Here is a 17,535-nt window from a genome sequence, read left to right as displayed (position 1 = left end):
TTTTCGGCAGCTGCGCTGCCGCAGGCTTTGATTTTCTTTCGTCGCCTGCCAGCGGGGCTTACTTTTACTTCATTGATTTTTATTGTTTTTTAAAGGATTCAGTGAACCTCGTTCCTCGGTTTGCCTCGCCGCAAAAGTAACAAAAGGGCTCGCGGCACGACCGATTTTGGCGACCTGACAGCCTTGGAAATTCGGAAATGAAAGGAACTCGCGGGAGAGTTTTTGTGTAACGACTCATTTTTTAGGTCGCTCAAACAACCTTTCATTTCTGCGAATTTCCAAGACGTCAGGTGCCCGCCAAAACGCTCAAATGCCGGACTGATCGGAAAGTGTCTATTGACATTTTTCCTCCGCTGACGCTGTGAAAAAATGTGTCTCCGAAACACCAAATTTCCTCAATCGCAAGAATCGTTTCCATAACGTCGTCACCGGAAACTTTTGGCTTTGAAAACCCGTGCTTCGAAACAACGAAAGAACCATTTGGAAATTGGTGAGAAGCTGCATTTTCCTAAGACCTAACAAATCTCCGAGATTTGTTAGGTCTGGCCGAAGTTCTGGGAAAAATCCGGGAGTCGATTACAGATTTTCTGTAAAAAATGTTAAGGGTTTTGATCCGAATAGTTGTTTCACGCAAAGGTGAAAGCCTGAGATTTCTCGATCAACGCCAACCCAATTTCGTCGTCAAAGACATAGCTGTTTTTTTTATATAGACAATAGGAACTTTATATTTTCTAAAATCCGTGTTTCGAGACATCCGAATCCCGTCAAAAGCTGCATTTTCCTAAGACCTAACAAATCTCCGAGATTTGTTAGGTCTGGCCGAAGTTCGGGGAAAAATCCGGGAGTCGATTACAGATTTTCTGTAAAAAATGTTAAGGTTTTTGATCCTGATGGTTGTTTTGTGCCGACATAAAACCCAAGATTTCAATCAAAGCCAACCGATTGTTCCGTCAAAGACACACCTGTTTTTTGTTACGGAGACAATCGAGAAGTTCTCGAAACCGAAAACTTCCTACGAAGACAGTTTTTAGCGCCGCGAAGCAAGCTAAAAAGCAAATAAATACTTCCAATTAGTCCGCGGCCTAAGCAAAAACGCGGGCACCTGACATCTTGAAATTTGGGAAAAAAGAGGCGTAAGCGGCACAGCGTATTGTTCGCCTCTTTTACTCCGCAAGCTCCGTCAGTTCGCGTTGCTCGGGTCAAAATTTCAAGGCTGTCAGGTCGCGTTTTTGGTTCAGCCGAAAGGCCTTTTTGCTACTTTTGCGGCCAGGCAAACCGAGGTTCACTGACCCGAGCGCAGCGAACTGGCGAAGCAATCCTTTAAAAAACAATAAAAATCAATGAAGTAAAAGTAGTCCCGCGGAAGGCGACGAATCAAAATCAAAGCACACGACGGCGCGGCTAGCGAAAGAAAAATAACGGAAAATAAAATAAAAGATTCGGCAGCGAAGCTGCCGCAAAAAATTAAAAAAGTTTGTTTTTCATTTTCCGCCAACGATAAGCCCGAACAAATTTCCCTTGTTCCAAAGTAACAAGCATCGCTTTCCCGTCAGCTTTAGCCTTTAAAAAACCATTGAGATAATCGAAAAAAAGAAGTGGTTTTTTCTTGCGCATAGCGAGTTTCGCTGACGCGACAGCCGTGATGAAAAAACCATAACCCAAAGTATAAAAAGCCGCACCTTGCTTGTATCGCGCAGCCTTATCATACGTCGAACCCGTCGGTTTGAGATGCTTTACGCGAAGCTCCGCCAGCGTCACGACCTTCCAGTCGTAAAATTTGCAAAGCAACTCATCGACCGTGTCCCAACCCATTGCTGGCTTGAGTCCGCCGATTTGCTCGAAGCACGCTTTGCGATAAGCCTTGAATGCACCGCGGATATGGTCTTTGTCCGTGAGGTTTTCCAAAATCCATTCGCCGTTTTTTTCGATGTAGGCGAATCCTCCGGCCATTCCGATTTTTTCGTCCGATTGGAACTTGGCTAATATCGTCTCAAAATAATTTTCGGGAAAAATCAGGTCGGCGTCGGCTTTTACGATGACGTCGAAGTCTTTGTCGGCGACCGCGAAGCCTTTCTCAAAAGCCCGTATTACTTTGCTTCCGGGCAAATGAACGGCCTCGGAAGTCGTATTTACAAGTTTGATCCAATCGAATCTGGAAGCGAATCCGGAGACGATTTGCGCAGTGGAATCTGTAGAGTTGTCGTTGACGACTATAACTTGTTTGGGCAAAATTGTCTGCGCAGCCAATGAATCCAACGTCAAGGCGATGAATTTCTGTTCGTTGTAAGCGGGAATGACAATCGAGTAAGTCATGGTTAAAAGTCCAAATTCCACAAAACGGATTCCAATCTTGCTCCGGATTTAATTGTCATTTTGTTTCTCGGCGTAAACAATGTAATAACGATTCGTGATGCGTCTCAAAAAAGGTCGGATTCCGAACTTTTTCACAGGATTTGTCCACTGTTGGCGATCGATGATTTTCCAGCCGGTTTTCTCCAAAAGCCAGTCGAGTTGCCAATCTTCGAATTCGTGGTAATGCCTGTCCCAAGGATCGGTTTTGGAGCGATAGGCAGGCGAAAACCAAAGGCGCATCGGGATGGAAATCAACAGTTTGTTGGATTTTACGGTTTGTAGAATCGTGTAAGGATTCAGGAAATGCTCGAAAATCTCAAAAGCCGTAACTACGTCGTATTCGTTGTTTTTCAAAGCCGATTGGTCGTTGTCAAGATCTTCGCCCGAAGTGTTGGCAACCGAAAAACCTTCCTTTTTCATGATTTTTGAAAACGGATTGTCCACGCCCAAATCGAGAACTTTTTCGTGGATGGAAACGTGTTTTTTTAAGAACGCCAACGTGAGACGGAAGCGTTTGTCTGGATACGTATTTTCGTACATGAATCGATTGCCTAGCCCCGATTTAAGCGGATAGCCCGCAGTTGGAGCGGCTTACTTTTTTGAGGTTTGCCGAAGCGACCAGCGGAAGCTCTTGGCAAGCCTTCAAAAAATTGCCGATACAACGAGGACTAATAGCGGAAAGCGGGAAATTGCTTCTAAAAATTAATCAATATCGGTAGACGAAAGCGTTGATGTTCATGCCCGCGCCAACCGAGGCAAAGATAAGCACATCGCCCTTATGAAGTTCGTGCTCGCCGTCCAATTTTCCTTTCACGAGCAAATCGTAAAGTGTCGGGACGGTCGCCACGGACGAATTTCCGAGTTTGTGGATAGACATCGGCATGATGTCTTTGGGCGGTGTTTGTCCGTAAAGTTTGTAGAATCTTTGGATGATCGCCTCGTCCATTTTTTCGTTGGCCTGATGGATGAGGACTTTTTTTACTTCGGAAATGTCGATGCCGCTTTTCTCCAGACAGGATTTCATCGCGAGCGGCACCTGACTCAATGCGAATTCGTAGATTTTGCGTCCGTGCATTTTGATGTAGCGCACGTCCGGATCGAGTTCTTTGTTGTAGGAATTTCCGAAATAGAGATAGTAAGCTTCGTCATAAGTGAAAGTCGCCGATTCGTGTGCAATCAAACCGACGTCATCGCCCGCCGCTTCTATGATTGTCGCTCCAGCGCCATCAGAATAGATCATCGAATCGCGATCGTGTACGTCGACGACTCTCGAAAGCGTTTCGGCACCGATCACCAAACAGCGTTTCGCCATTCCGGACTTGATGAAAGCATTGGCCTGAAGCACGCCTTCGATCCATCCGGGACAACCGAAAAGGATGTCATAAGCGACACATTTCGGGTTTTTTATGCGAAGCTTGAATTTGACGCGAGTGGCCAGACTCGGCAAAATGTCAGACTGGATCGCGCCTTTTTTGACGTCTCCGAAATTGTGTGCCATAATGATGTAATCGATGGTTTCCCTGTCGATTTTTGCGTCTTCGATGGCGCGTTCGGCAGCTTGGAACGCGATGTCGGAAGTTGTCAGATCATCGCTCACGTACCGTCTTTCCTCAATTCCCGTAATGTCCTTGAACTTGCGGATTACGACCTCGCCGGGATAATGTAGCGGCGTTCCGTCTTCATTTAGAAATTGATGTTGGCCGAAATCGGCATTGCTCATGGTCACTTCGGGAATGTAACTTCCAGAACCGGTTATTCTGACGTTCATTTAAAGGGCAATTAAGTAACATAAAGGTAACTTTTCTAGTGTTTCGGTATTCTGAAATGATAGAAAACGGGTAGGAATTGCGATTTTGTTAAAAAATTACCGCGAAAAAAAAGGATGCTGAAATTTTACTGTGAATTTTGCGCCAGTTTTGCCTGCATTATTGTTCCGATACTTAGCGCCCGCGTTTTTGCTTTTTCGGAATTTTCGCCCTCGAAGTGCGCGTTCACAGTACTGTCAAACGTCTTGAGCCACGTTTGGAAATGCGTTTTTTCAAACCCGACTTTCTCGTTCAGGGCGAGATGGATTTTCATCACGTTCTTTTTGTAATCAGCCGTTTGAAACAAGATTTGTTCCCAAAAATCAACGATTGTCGGCAGGTGTTCTTTCAAGTCTATTTTGGCGATGTCGATAAAGACCCGACGCATTTCCTCGTCCTCAAGCAACGACTCGTAGAATTTTTCCAACAGGAATTCGAGGTCTTTTCTGCTTTGGATGTCTTTCATCGTTTTGCGAATTTGACGTTACTTAATGGCCGCGAACTTTGACACGAAACTGGTGATTTCGCTTTTACGGGACGACAAAAATCCAAGTTTGCGTTAGATTTTGACGGTTCGAAAAAGCCTTCGATTCTTAATGACCTTAATGAACTTAATGTTTCGAAAAAGCCACAAATCCATGAATCTTATCCGGGTTCGCCTTAACCATTCTTAACCGCCTACTGGTAAAAAAAAACCGCGAATTCGCGAATTCACAACTTGGCGTGAGATTTTGATCGGTTAAAAAAAGCCACGAATGCACGAGTCTTATCGGTTTTGCCTGAACTATTCTTAACCGCTTACTGGTTAAAAAAACCGCTAATTCGCGAATTTCCAGTCTTGCGTCAGATTTTAAACGGGTAAAAAACCGCCATCAATCTTAATGTCCTTAACGAACTTAATGGTTCAAAAAAAAGCGACGAGTAAACGAATGTTTTGCGGTTTGGCCTTAAATTGAATGGTTCGAAATGCCTTCCAATCTTAATGCCCTTAATGAGCTTAATGGTTTAAAAAAAGCCACAGGTATACAGATGTGCAGTTTTGTTAACGAATTAACGGTTTAAAAAAAGCTTCTGAATAGTTGAAAAAAAAGCCACGAATGCACGAATAAAACAGTATCCGTACACTCGTGGCTTAAAAAAGTATTTCGTGGTTTAAGATTCCATGTAAGCCTCGATCGGTGCGCAGGAACAAATCAAGTTCCTGTCACCAAAAGCATCGTCAACGCGGCGAACACTTGGCCAAAACTTGTTGTCGGCGATGTACTCGAGCGGGAACGCGGCTTTCTCGCGGCTGTAAGGCAAGTCCCAAGTATCGGCAGTAAGCATCGCCAAAGTGTGTGGAGCGTTTTTCAACGGGTTCACTTTGTTGTCGGCAGTCGCTTCTGAAATCTCTTTTCGGATGGAAATCATGGCGTCGCAAAAACGATCCAACTCCTCGAGATTTTCCGATTCGGTCGGTTCGATCATAAGCGTTCCGGCAACTGGGAAAGAAACCGTCGGAGCGTGGAAGCCGTAATCCATAAGGCGTTTGGCGATATCGGTCACTTCGATTCCATTCTCCTTGAACGGACGGCATTCAATAATCATCTCGTGAGCCGCGCGTCCCATTTCGCCTGTGTAAAGTGTCTCGAAATGGCCCGAAAGTCTTTCTTTGATATAATTGGCGTTCAGGATCGCGTGTTCCGTAGCCGATTTCAAACCTTCGGCACCAAGCATCGTGATGTATCCGTAAGAAATCAAACAGACCAAAGCCGATCCGTATGGCGCGGCAGAAATCGCAGAAATCGCCTGATCGCCACCAGTAGGAATGATAGGATTCGTAGGAAGGAAAGGCACCAAATGCTCGGCGACGCAAATCGGGCCAACTCCAGGTCCGCCGCCTCCATGAGGAATAGCGAAGGTTTTGTGCAGGTTCAGGTGACAAACATCGGCACCGATCGTAGCAGGATTTGTAAGTCCTACCTGGGCGTTCATGTTCGCTCCGTCCATATAGACCTGTCCGCCGTTTTCGTGGATGATTCGCGTCACTTCGATGATCGAAGCTTCGTAAACGCCGTGAGTCGAAGGATAAGTCACCATCAGACAGGACAGATCGTCTTTGTGCTCAATCGCTTTTGCACGCAAATCCTCGACGTCGATGTTTCCGTTTTCGGTAGTTTTCGTAACGACGATGTGCATTCCGGCCATTGCTGCAGACGCAGGATTCGTTCCGTGAGCCGAAGCCGGGATCAAACACACATTTCTATGGCCTTCACCGTTCGCGATGTGGAAAGCACGAATTGCCATCAGTCCCGCATATTCGCCTTGAGCGCCAGAATTCGGCTGAAGCGACGTTCCGGCAAAACCAGTAACGACATTCAACTGATGTTCGAGTTTTTTCAACATCGTCTGATACCCTTGGGCTTGCTCAATTGGCGCAAACGGATGGATCGCGTTCCATTGTGGCAAGGAAAGCGGCAACATTTCAGAAGCGGCGTTGAGTTTCATCGTACAAGAACCAAGCGAAATCATCGAGTGGTTCAACGCCAGATCCTTGCGTTCCAGTTTTTTTATGTAGCGCATCAAAGCCGTTTCGGAGTGATGGCTGTTGAAAACCTCGTGTTTCAAGAACTCGGAAGTTCTTTCGAGATTGTCAGGATAATTCGTATTCGAGGCGAGTTCCGAAACCGTAAAAGCGTCTTTTGAAACCGCTTCGGCGAAAATCGCGATGATTTGGTTGATGTCTTGTGTCGAGGTCGTTTCGTTGAAAGAAATCGAGATCGTATCGGCATCTACGTAGAAAAAATTAACTTCGTTTTTCTCGGCGATCGCTTTTACTTTGGATGCATCGGCTTTGACGAGAATCGTGTCGAAAAAGTGCGAATTGGTTTGGTAAACCCCGAGCTTGTTCAAAGCGTCAGCAGTCGTAACGGCAGAAGCATGCACCTTTTCGGCAATGTATTCAAGGCCTTTCGGACCGTGATAAACCGCATACATTCCGGCCATGACGGCCAAGAGAACTTGAGCGGTACAAATGTTCGAAGTCGCTTTTTCGCGTTTGATGTGTTGCTCGCGTGTCTGCAAAGCCATACGCAAAGCGCGGTTTCCGTTCACGTCGATCGTCACACCGATGATTCGGCCCGGCATCGAGCGCTTGTATTCTTCTTTGGTCGCGAAGAATCCGGCGTGTGGTCCGCCGTAACCCATCGGGATTCCGAATCTTTGGGTAGTTCCCACTACGACGTCGGCGCCCATTTCTCCCGGAGAAGTCAGTTTTACCAACGACAAAATATCGGCTGCGACCGCAACCTTGATGTCTTTCGATTTCGCTTTCCGGATGAATCCCGCGTAGTCGAAAACCTGTCCATATTTGCCCGGATATTGCAAGATCGCCGCGAAGAAATCATCCGCGAAAGCGAACTCCTCGTGATTTCCTACGACCAATTCGATTCCGATAGGCGTCGCACGAGTTTCCAAAACCGAAAGCGTCTGAGGCAAAATTTCCTCGGAAACGAAAAATTTATTGGCGTTGTTTTTCTTCTGGTCGCGCGTTCTCACGTCGAACAAAAGTGCCATCGCTTCGGCAGCGGCCGTACTTTCGTCAAGCAAAGATGCGTTGGCGATTTCCATGCCAGAAAGTTCGATCACGGTCGTCTGGAAGTTCAAAAGCGCTTCCAGTCGTCCTTGTGCGATTTCGGCTTGATAAGGCGTGTAAGCCGTGTACCAACCCGGATTTTCGAAGATGTTTCGCTGAATTGCCGCCGGAACGATCGCCGGATGATAACCAAGCCCGATGTAAGACTTGAAAATCTTGTTCTGGTTGCCGAGTGCGACAATGTGATTGTAGAATTCGTATTCGGTAAGCGCCGGCTCGAGATCGAGCGGGGCTTTCAGTCGGATATCGTCAGGGAGCGTTTCGTAAACCAGGCGTTCAATTGACTCAACTCCAATGGTTTTCAACATTTTTGTCACATCTTCCTGTCTTGGTCCGATGTGCCTCAAAGCAAAAGCGTCTGTTCTCATAAAAGGGTAAAAAGTGCGTGTTGTTTAAAGTGCGACAAAAGTACTGAATATGTCTAAAAATTAATCTTGCTTTAACGCTGATTTTTAGGAAATTTTCAACCGATTACGTGCTTTTTCAACAGAGTGTGTAATTTTAGGGCAAATGCACCTATTCAGGAAACTTATCGATTTTGCGATCCAGGGCAGTCTTGTCGTGGCGACATCTGTTTTCGCGTTGATTCAGGTCACGCGATTGCGCATGGATTTGCCTTTCGACGAAGCGGTTTCGTGGTTTGGATTTTTCGGAACAATCGTCGGATACAATTTCGTGAAATATGACGCGATCGCGAGAAGTGGAAAACCAGCACTCAGCCGCAAGATGAAGGCGTTCATAGCGTTGAGTTTCGCAAGTTTCGTGATGACCGCATTTTTCTTTTTCAGGTTGGAACGGCTCACGCAACTCATTTCGGTAGCGGTTTTTGGAATCACTGCTTTGTATACGCTTCCGTTTTTCCCGAACCGAAAAAAAGCGCGCGATTGGGCCGGACTCAAGATCTATTTCGTGGCCTTGAGTTGGGTTGGCGTTACTGTCGTGCTTCCTGTGGTAAACGCGTCGGCGCCAATGACCGTCGATTTTTACGTGACTTGCGTGCAAAGATTCATCCTGATCGTCGTGCTTTTGTTCATTTTCGAGATCATCGACCTCAAATGGGACGATCCGCACTTGAAAACCGTTCCGCAACAAATAGGAGTGAAGCGCACGAAATGGCTGGGCTTGTTTTTGCTGTTGGCTTTGTTCGTCCTCGAATTGCTGAAAACGCACAGGAACGAAACGCTTTTTTGGTGCAATTTCGCATTCGGAATGGCGGTTCTGCTATGTTTGTTTTTCGCCAATGAAAACAGGGGAAAATATTACACGATGCTTTTCGCCGAAAGCCTGACGGTTTTATGGTGGCTTGCGCTTGCGATGACAGTGAGCAAATGAAAAAGGAAGTTTATTTTTTAGGATTCGCGTGCAACGGCATCAAATTTTTGGTCGTTTTCCTGGCCTGGATATTTTTTATAGTGACCTATATTTATTTGGGTTTGTTCCGATGGACATTCAACATTCTCTGATAGACTGAAAGAAATTAGAAAACTCCAATCCAGGAAAAAAATCTGTTAAAATTAATAGTCGCATTTTGCGAATATCAAGGATTTTCATAATTTAATATCAGAAAAACCACAGCTATGAAAATGCTTCAGATAACCCAAACCGATGTTTTATTGCTAATCATCATATCCTCAGGTATGTTAGCGGGAATTTTGGCCTACTTGATGGTGCCGGCCCAAAAAAAGGAAATGCAGAATTGCATCAAAAGCATGCTCTTCGGAATCGTATTTTCGCTGCTTTCACTTTTACTCGTGCATTTTGCCCTTTACGATTTCGTCAACGGCGTTCCTTCAGAATTGCAGACTTTGTTCCTTTGGTGCGTTTCGTTCATGCCCGCGTTTTTGTTGGCATTGGCTTATGGATTGGTCGCGAGGCGGCACGAAACATTGGAATTCTAAGTTTTTTCGGCCGCGCGTTTTATGCACAAATTGCGGTTTTCGATAAGCTTCCGCAGATGCGCCTCGAGCAATAATCCATCGAAAATCCATCCGAAAATCCCAAACGGCGTTCCATACCTTATAAGGTCTGTCATTTCGGTCAAGCCGGATGCGTCAACGGTAAAAAAATGCTCGTGCCGAAACGATTTGAAATGGCCGGAAATCATTTCGTCCACGAAAAAACCGTCGGTCATTTGTGTTATTTTGCTTTCGTGCGTCAGATAAAATCCGAAGTGTTTAGCACGCCAGGTCACGGTTTCTCCCAACTCCATCAAGCCCGACATTTTTCCGCCCACGACTTTTTCATCGGTTTGAGAGGTCGATTCCAAGTGAAGATCGACGCTTCGGCTCAAGTCGAAAACGGTCTGAACCGAAGCATCGATCGTGGTTTTGAATTTGAGAATGGTCACCACCAAATTATTAATTATTAATTGTTAACTGAATTGGCTTTGCGCTTTCCGCGGAAGAAAAAGTAGAGGTTCACAAAAAGCATTACGCCCAGGTAAATCGAGAATCCGCCAATTTTGTAGCTCAAATCTTCCATCAGATGGCGGTAATCATATTCCGTCAAACTCAATCGCAAGATCATGAGCGCCCAGCCGATGTTCACGAGGTAGAATCCGGTTTCGAACAATTTGTTGGTTGCCGTCGCGATTTCCTCGCGTCCGTGAAAAATGTCCATCATATAAACCTTGCTGTTTTTGAAAAGCGAACGAGAAACGTAAAACGTGAGTCCGAAAGCGATCGGAAGATAGATGAAATAGCCGATGAGATAAAGTGAAGTGTCCATAATAATAATTTATTGGATTAATTTTTTGACGTGATTCGAAATCAGGAAAATGTTGAGATAATGCAAAACGGTTAAAATCGAGACGATGATCGCGGTTTTTTGCGCAACCGATTCGACGACTTGGGCAAAATTCGAGATCGGTTCCCACGAAGCCAAAGTCGTAGCCGCATATCCCACATTCACCAAATAATAACCCGTAAGCAAAGTGCGGTTTATCTTGACGCACAAATCGCGATGTCCCGGAATGAGCGCGAGCACGAACACATTTCCGTTCCTGTAGCAAATCTGTCCGACGAAACCGATGATGAAGACCGCGATCGCGAGAAAAATGGAATAAGCGAAGAGATTCAGGTTCATGGCTCGAGTTTTTGTCCGCGTTTGTAAATTCTGTAGCCAAACCAGATGCCGTGAATGCCAGACGGAATGAAGCCGAATAGGAAAACAAGCACACAAATATTTCCCGTTTCCGAGACGATGGATTTTTCGAAAACCGATCCGTAAAGGAAACAATGCGCGATCGTCGTTGCCAGTAACGTAATCCAGGCGGCGCAAATCCCGACGAATCCTGACGACCAATCGTGAACGAGAATCGCTCTGGCGGCAAAAGTTCCGGAAATTTGTGCTACGAGAAAGAAGGCCAAAGCGTCCAAAAGCAGCAAATTCCACTCTTTTTCACCGAAACTGAAATTGTTCCATAACAAGATCAAAAGGTCAAGGACGATCGCTACCGAAATGCCAAAAGCAGCTTCGGTTCTTCCGATAAAATCGATTTTTGCAAGATTTCTGATAGTTTTCATTGCGATTGCGTTAGACTTCGACGTGAAGGTTTTTGATCCGATTTGAAATTCGGTAACCGAACCAAAGTCCGTGGGCGAGCAGAAAAGGCGAACTGTAAATGAGTATTCCGGCAGGAATTCCGAGCGTAAATACGGCAAGATCCATCCAAAACAAATCTATATTGAAATTCACAATTGCTTCGTTTATGAAAAACAGCGAACTGCAAATGGAGACGGCAATGAACAACGTCACCGCAGCGCAAATTGGCCCGGCAAGCCACCAAATGTGAGGTTTTCGAGAAATTAAAACTGCTGTGCGTTTTGCCAAAAGTTGCCCAAAAACAAGTAGCGCAATGGCGAAAATTATCGGAATCCAAAGCGTTCGCGATTCGATGGCAAACATGCTATCATCGGTCAAAGTGGCGACAATCAGGATTATGCAGTCGATAGTCAACGCGATTCCGGTTGCGATAAAAGCCTCGCGACTCGCGATTTTCCGGATCATTTTTGTGTAATCGTTCGTTTCCATACAAGTGAATTAAAGTTCGGCAGCTAGTTTTTTGATCTTATTTGAAATACGGTAGCCGAACCAAAGTCCGTGGGCGACCAGAACGGGCGAGCTGTAAACCACGAAAACAGCCGGCAATGCAAAAACCGCCGAGACTATATTTTCCCAAACCGAAACATTTCCTTTTATGATCTCGCCCGTCGCCAACAAAAAGTATAAACCGCAAATCGCAGCCGAGACGAACAACGTCGCAAAAGCACAGATTATGCCGCCAAGCCACCAAGCTCGCGAATGTTTCGAGATAAATTTTGCGCATGTTTGGCCAAAAAGTTGTCCGACGATTAGTAACGCAAAAGCAAAAACAGCGGTTGCCCAAAGTTTTGGATCATAAAACGACTCCGAATCATATTGTTTCCCAAAACCGATAACAAGGATTAAAGTGTCTATCAAAAGCGCAATTCCGGTGGCTAAAAGCGCTTCTTGTTTGCCGATTTTGCGGATCATTTTCGTGTAATCGATCGTTTCCATAATCAATGCGTGAGGTTGTGAAGTGCTTTTTCGAGTGTTCCGTAAACGAAAGTGAAGCCGTTTTCGAGCAATCTTTTCGGAACGACATTTCGGCTTTTCAGCACCAATTCGGTTTCGGTTCCGACGATTTTCGCTCCAAATTCCAGCAGTTTTTTGCCAATCGGAATTCCGGCTGCGACGCCCAAAGTTTTTCTCAGGACTTTCATGAACAAAGCGTTTCGGATCGGTTCCGGAGAAACGACATTCACCGCGCCTTCGAGTTTTTTGTCGATGACGAATGCAACCGCTCGCGCAAAATCTTTCTCGTGAATCCAACTTACGAATTGGCGTCCATTGCCTTGTTGTCCACCAAATCCGAGTCTTGCGATGTTTTTGAGCGCAAGGAAAGCGCCACCTTTTTTGCCCAAGACGATAGAAGTTCTGAGCGCGGTTTTCAGCGTTTTTGGCGTTTCGACGCTGTAGAATTCGGCTTCCCAAGCTTTAGCCACGTCCATAGAAAAATCGCTCCCGATTTCGCCTTCGGTTTCATCCATTCGCTTGTCCAAAGAATGTCTGTAAATCGTCGCTGTTGAAGAATTAAGCCAGTGTTTTGGCGGATTCACGCAAGTTCTCACAGCCAGGTTCAACACAGAAGTACTGTCGATTCTTGACGCCAGAATCTCCTTTTTGTTCGCGTCCGTGTAGCGGCAATCGACACTTTTTCCTGCGAGATTTATCAGGACATCGGCGTTTTCGAGTTCGTTTTCCCAACCCGTCATTTTCTTGGCGTCCCAAGTCACCATGCGAACGTGTCCGACGGTTTTGCTTTGTCCGCGAGTCAAAATCACGATCTGTTCAAAGCGATTTTTGAGGTTTTCGGCCAGGACATTTCCAAGAAAACCTGTACCGGCGGCGATTACTAATTTGTTCATGATCTTGAATTTTTGGGTTTTCAGATTAACGGATTGTAAGATAAGCGACGAATAAGATGCGATACAAAATCCAGGTCAAGCACAGGATTTTTGGCAGTTTCAGCAATTCGATGCGTCGGAAATGTTCGAGAAACATCAAAGTCGCGGTCAAGCCGAAATAATTCACGGCAACGAATTCGCCAACGGTGAAGAACTGGCTCGCAATCAACATCGGAAGCAAAAGCAATGATCCGAACAAAGAAACCGTGAGCAAGTTTCCGCTGTAATCGAGAATGGTTTTGAAGTCTTTTCTGGCGAGGAAAATTGCCTGGAAAACGACTTGTCCGAAAGCCAGAACGAGTTCTGTCGCAAGATTCGTGTGAGCGATTTCCGGAAGCAGATCCGCGAAAGCGTGAAGCGTGAAAGCCGTCGCCAAAACCGCGAAAATAAGGTAAATCACTCGATATTTCACATTGAAATCAGGCAAGCACTGCACGTGATTTTTGGCTGTTTTTGGGTTCGGCATAATGACTTTTCTGTTGTAAGAAATGAATTTGTACAACCTCGTCAGCAAAAAATGAACGGGAGCGAACTGCCCGATTTTTTTCACGATCGGAAAAGAAGCGCCAATGACTTCGAGCAAACTGTCGATGCCGTAAAGTGTGGTTTTGTTTGCGTGATCGACAAGCGCAATTTCGTTCGCAGCGCGTTTTCGGTCGACGAATTCGCAAGCCGTCAGTTCAGAATACGGCATTTTTCCTTGCGCATCGAGCATTCCTACTTTCACGAAAGCACCACTGTAAGCGCGGCACAGCGGACAATCTTCGTCGAAGATCAAGGTTTGGTTGGCCAAAGTTTTCATTGTAGTAAATATTAAAGTTTCAGAAAAAAATGAAACATTTCGTAAAATTTTTTTAGGTCGTGATCCTGATTTTGTTTTCGACGGAGATTTGCGATCCATCGGCGAGAAAAACAGAAGCGGGTTCGAGATCTTTCATAAAAGCGAACTGTTCTCCATAAACGGCTTCGAAATCAACGTCGATCTTGAAATCGCTCACCTCGAATTGTTGCCACCGCGGATGTTTGACTTCATACTCGAAAGTCGTCACGGCATTCTGTTTTGAATAACCGAAATAGTGTTCGGTGATGAATTCGGTTTGCGAACCTTTCGGGATTTCGGTGGCGACCTTTTTCGTGTCTACCGAGAACGTATTCCAGTTGCCGGTTTTCTTCCAGCCGAATTCGTAAGTTTTGGTAAAATCAGACTCCGAAAACGAATGACGCATCGGCAAACGCTCGTATTTTTCCTTGTAAAACGTATTTGCAATAAACGCGATTGCGCTTTTCGGAACGATTTCCTTGACGAAAACCACGCCTCGTTTCCACTGTTTTCCGTCGAAACGCTTCACGTAAAATCGGATGTTCACTTCCTCGAAATTCACATGTCCCGGAACTTTCACGCCAAACACCTGGACTTCGAGGAACAGGAAGGCGACCAAACTCGCGAGACACTTGCCGTTCCACAAATCCAATTCTGTTCCGGCGGGCAAAAACGGTGTCAAAACTTCGGGATTCACTTCGTAATTCGCGAAGGCCAAATGACGCCATTGCGCTTTTAGGAAGCTTTTCGGTTTATCGTTTTTCTTGAAGTATGGAAAGAATCGGTTCATATTAAAGTTTCAGAAAAAAGTGAAATTTTTGCTCAAATTTTTTTACCTCATGATTTTGAGAACGAGTTGTGCAAGCCAGTTGTCTTTGTACTCGGTCGCTTTTTCAAGCATGTTGTCGGCTTTGGATACGAAATCGTACAACTTCCCGGTTTGTTCGGTGAAATATTTTTTGTCAGAGGAACTTCCCGCATCGATCGAAGAAACGTCCTTCAAAACTTTCAACGCCGGTTTGATCTCGCGTTTGCTGCGTTCTCTCGCAATTTTGACCGCGAGTTCGTCCAGGTCTTTTTCGGCAACGAAGAATTCGCGTCTTTCGCCCGGTTTGTATTCCTTGAAAACGATTCCCCAATCCATCAAGCCGCGAAGGTTCATGCTCGCGTTTCCTCTTGAAATCGACAGATCTTCCATGATTTCTTCCATCGAAAGTGAATCTTTGGAGATCATCAAAAGCGCGTGGATTTGTGCCATCGTTCGGTTGATTCCCCACTGTGAGCCGAGGGCGCCCCATGAATCTATAAATCGTCTTTTGGCTTGTTCGAGTTCCATGAGTCAAATGTAGGAACTTATTTTTAAACTTTCAAATATTTCTGAAACTTTCTATATCCAAGCTTCCAGTATCGCTTTCGAGATCAGTTCCGATGCCGATTTGCAGTTGGCTTTACGAAGCATTTGTTTGCGATGCGTGTCGACCGTGAACTTCGAAATGAAAAGATCTTCGGCGATTTTTTTGCTGGTTTTTCCTTCGACGATAAGTTCGAGGATCTGTCTTTCGCGCGGACTGAAAATTCCGGGCGTCGGTTGGAAAATCGTCTTTGGGACAACGTCGTAATACGATGGTTCGCCCTCAAATCCTATAAACGAAAGTCGCGGTTTCGGATCTGTTTTGAGATGCGTGATGTCGCATTGCACGCCAAATGTTCGAATCAGATTCAGTTCTATCTCGTAAGTTATGATGACCAATTGGTTCAGGATTCTCACGTATTTTCCGTCGGCTCTCTGAATTCTGAAATCGTATTGGTATTTGTACCGATGTCTTTTTTCGGACGGCATTTGGGCAATGAATTCGCCCAGAGCGGCCTCGAAATTAAGTAGGTAAGGCGTGTCGTCAGGGTGGATTTTTTCGAGCAGGAATGAAAACGTCGCTTCGTCCGGATGGTATCCCAAAACCGCTTCGATTTCAGGCGACATCATCTCGAAAGTGCCGGCCTGCGTATTCAAGATCCAGTAATAAGCCGGCCCTGGCTGAAAGGCGAGCAGCAGTTTTTTGTGCACTTCGAAATCTATGGAGTAATTTTTCCAGTTGCGTTCCATCGAAATCTCACCATGGATTTTCGCGATTTCACTCTTGAGATTTTTCATCTGGGCAATTTTCTGGAAAAGTAGTCAAAGACGGCGCAAAAAAAATCACTATAACTAGGTATTGCTATGTGTTCGCATATTGTACAACTTTGATGCTAAATCATTAATCGACAGTTGTATGGGTGGCGCGGTAAATTTAATGGATACGAATCCGGGAATCACGGTATTCGTATTTTTCATCTCGGGGATTTTAGGCGGAATTGTCGGTTATTTGATGAACAATTCAGAGGTCAAATGGCGAAAGATCGAATTTCTCAAAAGCTTGATTTTCGGAATATTGACCTCTGGCGCGGCAATCGCTTTATTGGTCGCAATGTACTCCGAGCTTTTTATCCCGACTCAGGAAACCATGCTCAATCTCGTTTTGGCGGGTTGTATCTGTTTTATGATATCGGTGGTTTTCCTCATGTTCGCATATCGGTTTCTGATGCGACTCACATCGGTCAAAAAAACGTCAAAGCCGTTGCGCATCCGCGAAAGCTAGACCAAACCTTCGGTCACGATCTTGATCGCAAGTTCAATCGTGTTTTTCGTATTGGTTTTCGACAGGATATTTTTTCGATGCGTGTTCACCGTATGCTTGCTGATGAAAAGGTTCTCGGCAATTTCCTGACTTTGCTCGCCTTTGAGAATGTGGAAAAGCACTTCTTTTTCACGAGGTGTGAAGATTTCGCCTGACGCCTTGTAAATCTCTTTCGGTTTGACGTCTATGTAAGATTTTTCGCCTTCGAGTCCGATGAAAGATAGAATGGAATCGTTGTTTTTCTTCAGATGCGAGATATCGGTGTGAACTCCGAAAGTGTAAAGCAAGTTGTTGTTTTCGTCATATTTGAGCGAAACGACCTGCTGCAAAATCCTCGCATATTTGCCCGACGCCTTGCGAACCCGATAATCGTAACTGAATTTGTAGCGCGCGAGTTGGTCGTAGGAAAGTTGCTTCACGAATTCTACGACCGCGGCTTCGTGGTTGAGAAATGTCGCCTGGTCTTCAGGATGGATGAGCGACATGATAAAAGGAACGGTCACGTTTTCAGGCTCGTAACCCAAAACGTCTTTCACGGCCGGACTGATGAACCGGAACTCGAGATTCTTGATGTCAAAAACATAGTAATAATAACTCCCAACGTGAAAAACATCCAGCAATTTCTTATGGACTGCCAAATCGAAATCCTTGTCGTCGACGATCATCTCGCGCGTCACATCGTCCCAAACCTTCTGCGCTTCATTATAAAATGACAATCCCATGACAATAGAGTTCTAAGGCATTCGGGGCAGATGCCATTTGT

General features: G+C 45.4%; 21 protein-coding genes. 4 read left to right on the top strand and 17 right to left on the bottom strand.

The genetic code is table 11. The features are described from left to right. Positions 1-1,464: 1,464 nt before the first annotated feature. The 5 genes from EOO49_RS15630 to gcvP form a co-directional block, all read right to left on the bottom strand. A complete protein-coding gene (locus EOO49_RS15630; protein WP_290847367.1) occupies positions 1,465-2,313 on the bottom strand; it encodes a glycosyltransferase family A protein in 849 nt (282 codons plus the stop codon). Between the two features lie 48 nt (positions 2,314-2,361). Next, entirely contained in the window at positions 2,362-2,892 is a 531-nt protein-coding gene (locus EOO49_RS15625; protein WP_290847365.1) for a methyltransferase domain-containing protein, read from the bottom strand. 166 nt (positions 2,893-3,058) lie between these two features. After that, entirely contained in the window at positions 3,059-4,120 is a 1,062-nt protein-coding gene (locus EOO49_RS15620; protein WP_290847363.1) for a 3-oxoacyl-ACP synthase III family protein, read from the bottom strand. A gap of 125 nt (positions 4,121-4,245) precedes the next feature. After that, on the bottom strand, positions 4,246-4,623 hold the full coding sequence (locus tag EOO49_RS15615; RefSeq protein WP_290847361.1) for a group III truncated hemoglobin: 378 nt from the start codon (positions 4,621-4,623) through the stop codon (positions 4,246-4,248). 686 nt (positions 4,624-5,309) lie between these two features. Next, positions 5,310-8,159, bottom strand: a complete 2,850-nt coding sequence (gene gcvP / locus EOO49_RS15610; protein ID WP_290847359.1) for an aminomethyl-transferring glycine dehydrogenase — start codon at positions 8,157-8,159, stop codon at positions 5,310-5,312. A gap of 142 nt (positions 8,160-8,301) precedes the next feature. On the opposite strand from gcvP, the gene EOO49_RS15605 reads away from it, so the two are divergent. The 3 genes from EOO49_RS15605 to EOO49_RS15595 all read left to right on the top strand — a co-directional run bounded on the left by EOO49_RS15605 (position 8,302) and on the right by EOO49_RS15595 (position 9,689). Beyond that, complete coding sequence (locus EOO49_RS15605) at positions 8,302-9,123, top strand: hypothetical protein (protein ID WP_290847357.1); 822 nt, start codon at positions 8,302-8,304, stop codon at positions 9,121-9,123. Continuing rightward, a complete protein-coding gene (locus EOO49_RS15600; protein WP_290847356.1) occupies positions 9,120-9,254 on the top strand; it encodes a hypothetical protein in 135 nt (44 codons plus the stop codon). The genes EOO49_RS15605 and EOO49_RS15600 overlap by 4 nt, the downstream gene beginning before the upstream one ends. 114 nt (positions 9,255-9,368) lie before the next feature. Further along, positions 9,369-9,689, top strand: coding sequence for a hypothetical protein (locus EOO49_RS15595; protein WP_290847354.1), 321 nt, complete (start codon positions 9,369-9,371; stop codon positions 9,687-9,689). Here the strand turns inward: EOO49_RS15595 and EOO49_RS15590 are convergent. Genes EOO49_RS15590 through EOO49_RS15540 form a run of 11 tightly spaced genes read right to left on the bottom strand, consistent with a single transcriptional unit; the run spans position 9,686 to position 16,249 of the window. Further along, positions 9,686-10,138: an SRPBCC family protein gene (locus EOO49_RS15590; protein ID WP_290847352.1), complete on the bottom strand. Its 453-nt coding sequence runs from the start codon at positions 10,136-10,138 to the stop codon at positions 9,686-9,688. The genes EOO49_RS15595 and EOO49_RS15590 overlap by 4 nt on opposite strands. Positions 10,139-10,155: 17 nt before the next feature. Continuing rightward, on the bottom strand, positions 10,156-10,518 hold the full coding sequence (locus EOO49_RS15585) for a hypothetical protein (RefSeq protein ID WP_290847350.1): 363 nt from the start codon (positions 10,516-10,518) through the stop codon (positions 10,156-10,158). A gap of 9 nt (positions 10,519-10,527) precedes the next feature. After that, the gene (locus EOO49_RS15580; protein WP_290847348.1) at positions 10,528-10,875 is read right to left on the bottom strand and encodes a hypothetical protein; all 348 of its coding nucleotides are present in this window, start codon (positions 10,873-10,875) and stop codon (positions 10,528-10,530) included. Next, complete coding sequence (locus EOO49_RS15575; RefSeq protein WP_290847346.1) at positions 10,872-11,315, bottom strand: hypothetical protein; 444 nt, start codon at positions 11,313-11,315, stop codon at positions 10,872-10,874. The genes EOO49_RS15580 and EOO49_RS15575 overlap by 4 nt, the downstream gene beginning before the upstream one ends. A 10-nt stretch (positions 11,316-11,325) precedes the next feature. Then, entirely contained in the window at positions 11,326-11,823 is a 498-nt protein-coding gene (locus EOO49_RS15570) for a hypothetical protein (RefSeq protein ID WP_290847344.1), read from the bottom strand. A 9-nt stretch (positions 11,824-11,832) separates the two neighbouring features. Then, the gene (locus EOO49_RS15565; protein WP_290847342.1) at positions 11,833-12,330 is read right to left on the bottom strand and encodes a hypothetical protein; all 498 of its coding nucleotides are present in this window, start codon (positions 12,328-12,330) and stop codon (positions 11,833-11,835) included. 2 nt (positions 12,331-12,332) lie between these two features. Continuing rightward, positions 12,333-13,241, bottom strand: a complete 909-nt coding sequence (locus EOO49_RS15560) for a TIGR01777 family oxidoreductase (protein ID WP_290847340.1) — start codon at positions 13,239-13,241, stop codon at positions 12,333-12,335. 25 nt (positions 13,242-13,266) lie between these two features. Further along, positions 13,267-14,082: a hypothetical protein gene (locus EOO49_RS15555; RefSeq protein WP_290847338.1), complete on the bottom strand. Its 816-nt coding sequence runs from the start codon at positions 14,080-14,082 to the stop codon at positions 13,267-13,269. A gap of 52 nt (positions 14,083-14,134) precedes the next feature. After that, complete coding sequence (locus EOO49_RS15550; RefSeq protein WP_290847336.1) at positions 14,135-14,890, bottom strand: DUF2071 domain-containing protein; 756 nt, start codon at positions 14,888-14,890, stop codon at positions 14,135-14,137. Positions 14,891-14,932: 42 nt separating this feature from the next. Further along, entirely contained in the window at positions 14,933-15,436 is a 504-nt protein-coding gene (locus tag EOO49_RS15545) for a transcriptional regulator (RefSeq protein WP_290847334.1), read from the bottom strand. Between the two features lie 51 nt (positions 15,437-15,487). Beyond that, positions 15,488-16,249: a LuxR C-terminal-related transcriptional regulator gene (locus tag EOO49_RS15540; RefSeq protein ID WP_290847332.1), complete on the bottom strand. Its 762-nt coding sequence runs from the start codon at positions 16,247-16,249 to the stop codon at positions 15,488-15,490. Between the two features lie 139 nt (positions 16,250-16,388). Between EOO49_RS15540 and EOO49_RS15535 the strand changes: the two genes are divergently transcribed. Continuing rightward, positions 16,389-16,733 carry a YEATS-associated helix-containing protein gene (locus EOO49_RS15535; RefSeq protein ID WP_290847330.1) on the top strand — a complete coding sequence of 115 codons (345 nt, stop codon included), beginning with the start codon at positions 16,389-16,391 and terminating at the stop codon, positions 16,731-16,733. On the opposite strand, the gene EOO49_RS15530 is transcribed toward EOO49_RS15535, so the two are convergent. Further along, positions 16,730-17,494: a LuxR C-terminal-related transcriptional regulator gene (locus EOO49_RS15530; protein ID WP_290847329.1), complete on the bottom strand. Its 765-nt coding sequence runs from the start codon at positions 17,492-17,494 to the stop codon at positions 16,730-16,732. The two genes, EOO49_RS15535 and EOO49_RS15530, sit on opposite strands and share 4 nt — an antisense overlap. Between the last annotated feature and the right edge of the window lie 41 nt (positions 17,495-17,535).

Source organism: Flavobacterium sp. (genome assembly GCF_004295795.1).
Classification (GTDB): domain Bacteria; phylum Bacteroidota; class Bacteroidia; order Flavobacteriales; family Flavobacteriaceae; genus Flavobacterium.
The sequence above is the reverse complement of the archived record's forward strand: the minus strand, read 5'-3'. Positions and strand labels throughout refer to the sequence as shown.

Bases quoted from the DNA above. Each gene is read 5' to 3' on its own strand.
- EOO49_RS15630 (WP_290847367.1), bottom strand. From the start codon at position 2,313: ATGACTTACTCGATTGTCATTCCCGCTTACAACGAACAGAAATTCATC.
- EOO49_RS15625 (WP_290847365.1), bottom strand. From the start codon at position 2,892: ATGTACGAAAATACGTATCCAGACAAACGCTTCCGTCTCACGTTGGCG.
- EOO49_RS15620 (WP_290847363.1), bottom strand. From the start codon at position 4,120: ATGAACGTCAGAATAACCGGTTCTGGAAGTTACATTCCCGAAGTGACC.
- EOO49_RS15615 (WP_290847361.1), bottom strand. From the start codon at position 4,623: ATGAAAGACATCCAAAGCAGAAAAGACCTCGAATTCCTGTTGGAAAAA.
- gcvP (WP_290847359.1), bottom strand. From the start codon at position 8,159: ATGAGAACAGACGCTTTTGCTTTGAGGCACATCGGACCAAGACAGGAA.
- EOO49_RS15605 (WP_290847357.1), top strand. From the start codon at position 8,302: ATGCACCTATTCAGGAAACTTATCGATTTTGCGATCCAGGGCAGTCTT.
- EOO49_RS15600 (WP_290847356.1), top strand. From the start codon at position 9,120: ATGAAAAAGGAAGTTTATTTTTTAGGATTCGCGTGCAACGGCATCAAA.
- EOO49_RS15595 (WP_290847354.1), top strand. From the start codon at position 9,369: ATGAAAATGCTTCAGATAACCCAAACCGATGTTTTATTGCTAATCATC.
- EOO49_RS15585 (WP_290847350.1), bottom strand. From the start codon at position 10,518: ATGGACACTTCACTTTATCTCATCGGCTATTTCATCTATCTTCCGATC.
- EOO49_RS15580 (WP_290847348.1), bottom strand. From the start codon at position 10,875: ATGAACCTGAATCTCTTCGCTTATTCCATTTTTCTCGCGATCGCGGTC.
- EOO49_RS15575 (WP_290847346.1), bottom strand. From the start codon at position 11,315: ATGAAAACTATCAGAAATCTTGCAAAAATCGATTTTATCGGAAGAACC.
- EOO49_RS15570 (WP_290847344.1), bottom strand. From the start codon at position 11,823: ATGGAAACGAACGATTACACAAAAATGATCCGGAAAATCGCGAGTCGC.
- EOO49_RS15565 (WP_290847342.1), bottom strand. From the start codon at position 12,330: ATGGAAACGATCGATTACACGAAAATGATCCGCAAAATCGGCAAACAA.
- EOO49_RS15560 (WP_290847340.1), bottom strand. From the start codon at position 13,241: ATGAACAAATTAGTAATCGCCGCCGGTACAGGTTTTCTTGGAAATGTC.
- EOO49_RS15555 (WP_290847338.1), bottom strand. From the start codon at position 14,082: ATGAAAACTTTGGCCAACCAAACCTTGATCTTCGACGAAGATTGTCCG.
- EOO49_RS15550 (WP_290847336.1), bottom strand. From the start codon at position 14,890: ATGAACCGATTCTTTCCATACTTCAAGAAAAACGATAAACCGAAAAGC.
- EOO49_RS15545 (WP_290847334.1), bottom strand. From the start codon at position 15,436: ATGGAACTCGAACAAGCCAAAAGACGATTTATAGATTCATGGGGCGCC.
- EOO49_RS15540 (WP_290847332.1), bottom strand. From the start codon at position 16,249: ATGAAAAATCTCAAGAGTGAAATCGCGAAAATCCATGGTGAGATTTCG.
- EOO49_RS15535 (WP_290847330.1), top strand. From the start codon at position 16,389: ATGGATACGAATCCGGGAATCACGGTATTCGTATTTTTCATCTCGGGG.
- EOO49_RS15530 (WP_290847329.1), bottom strand. From the start codon at position 17,494: ATGGGATTGTCATTTTATAATGAAGCGCAGAAGGTTTGGGACGATGTG.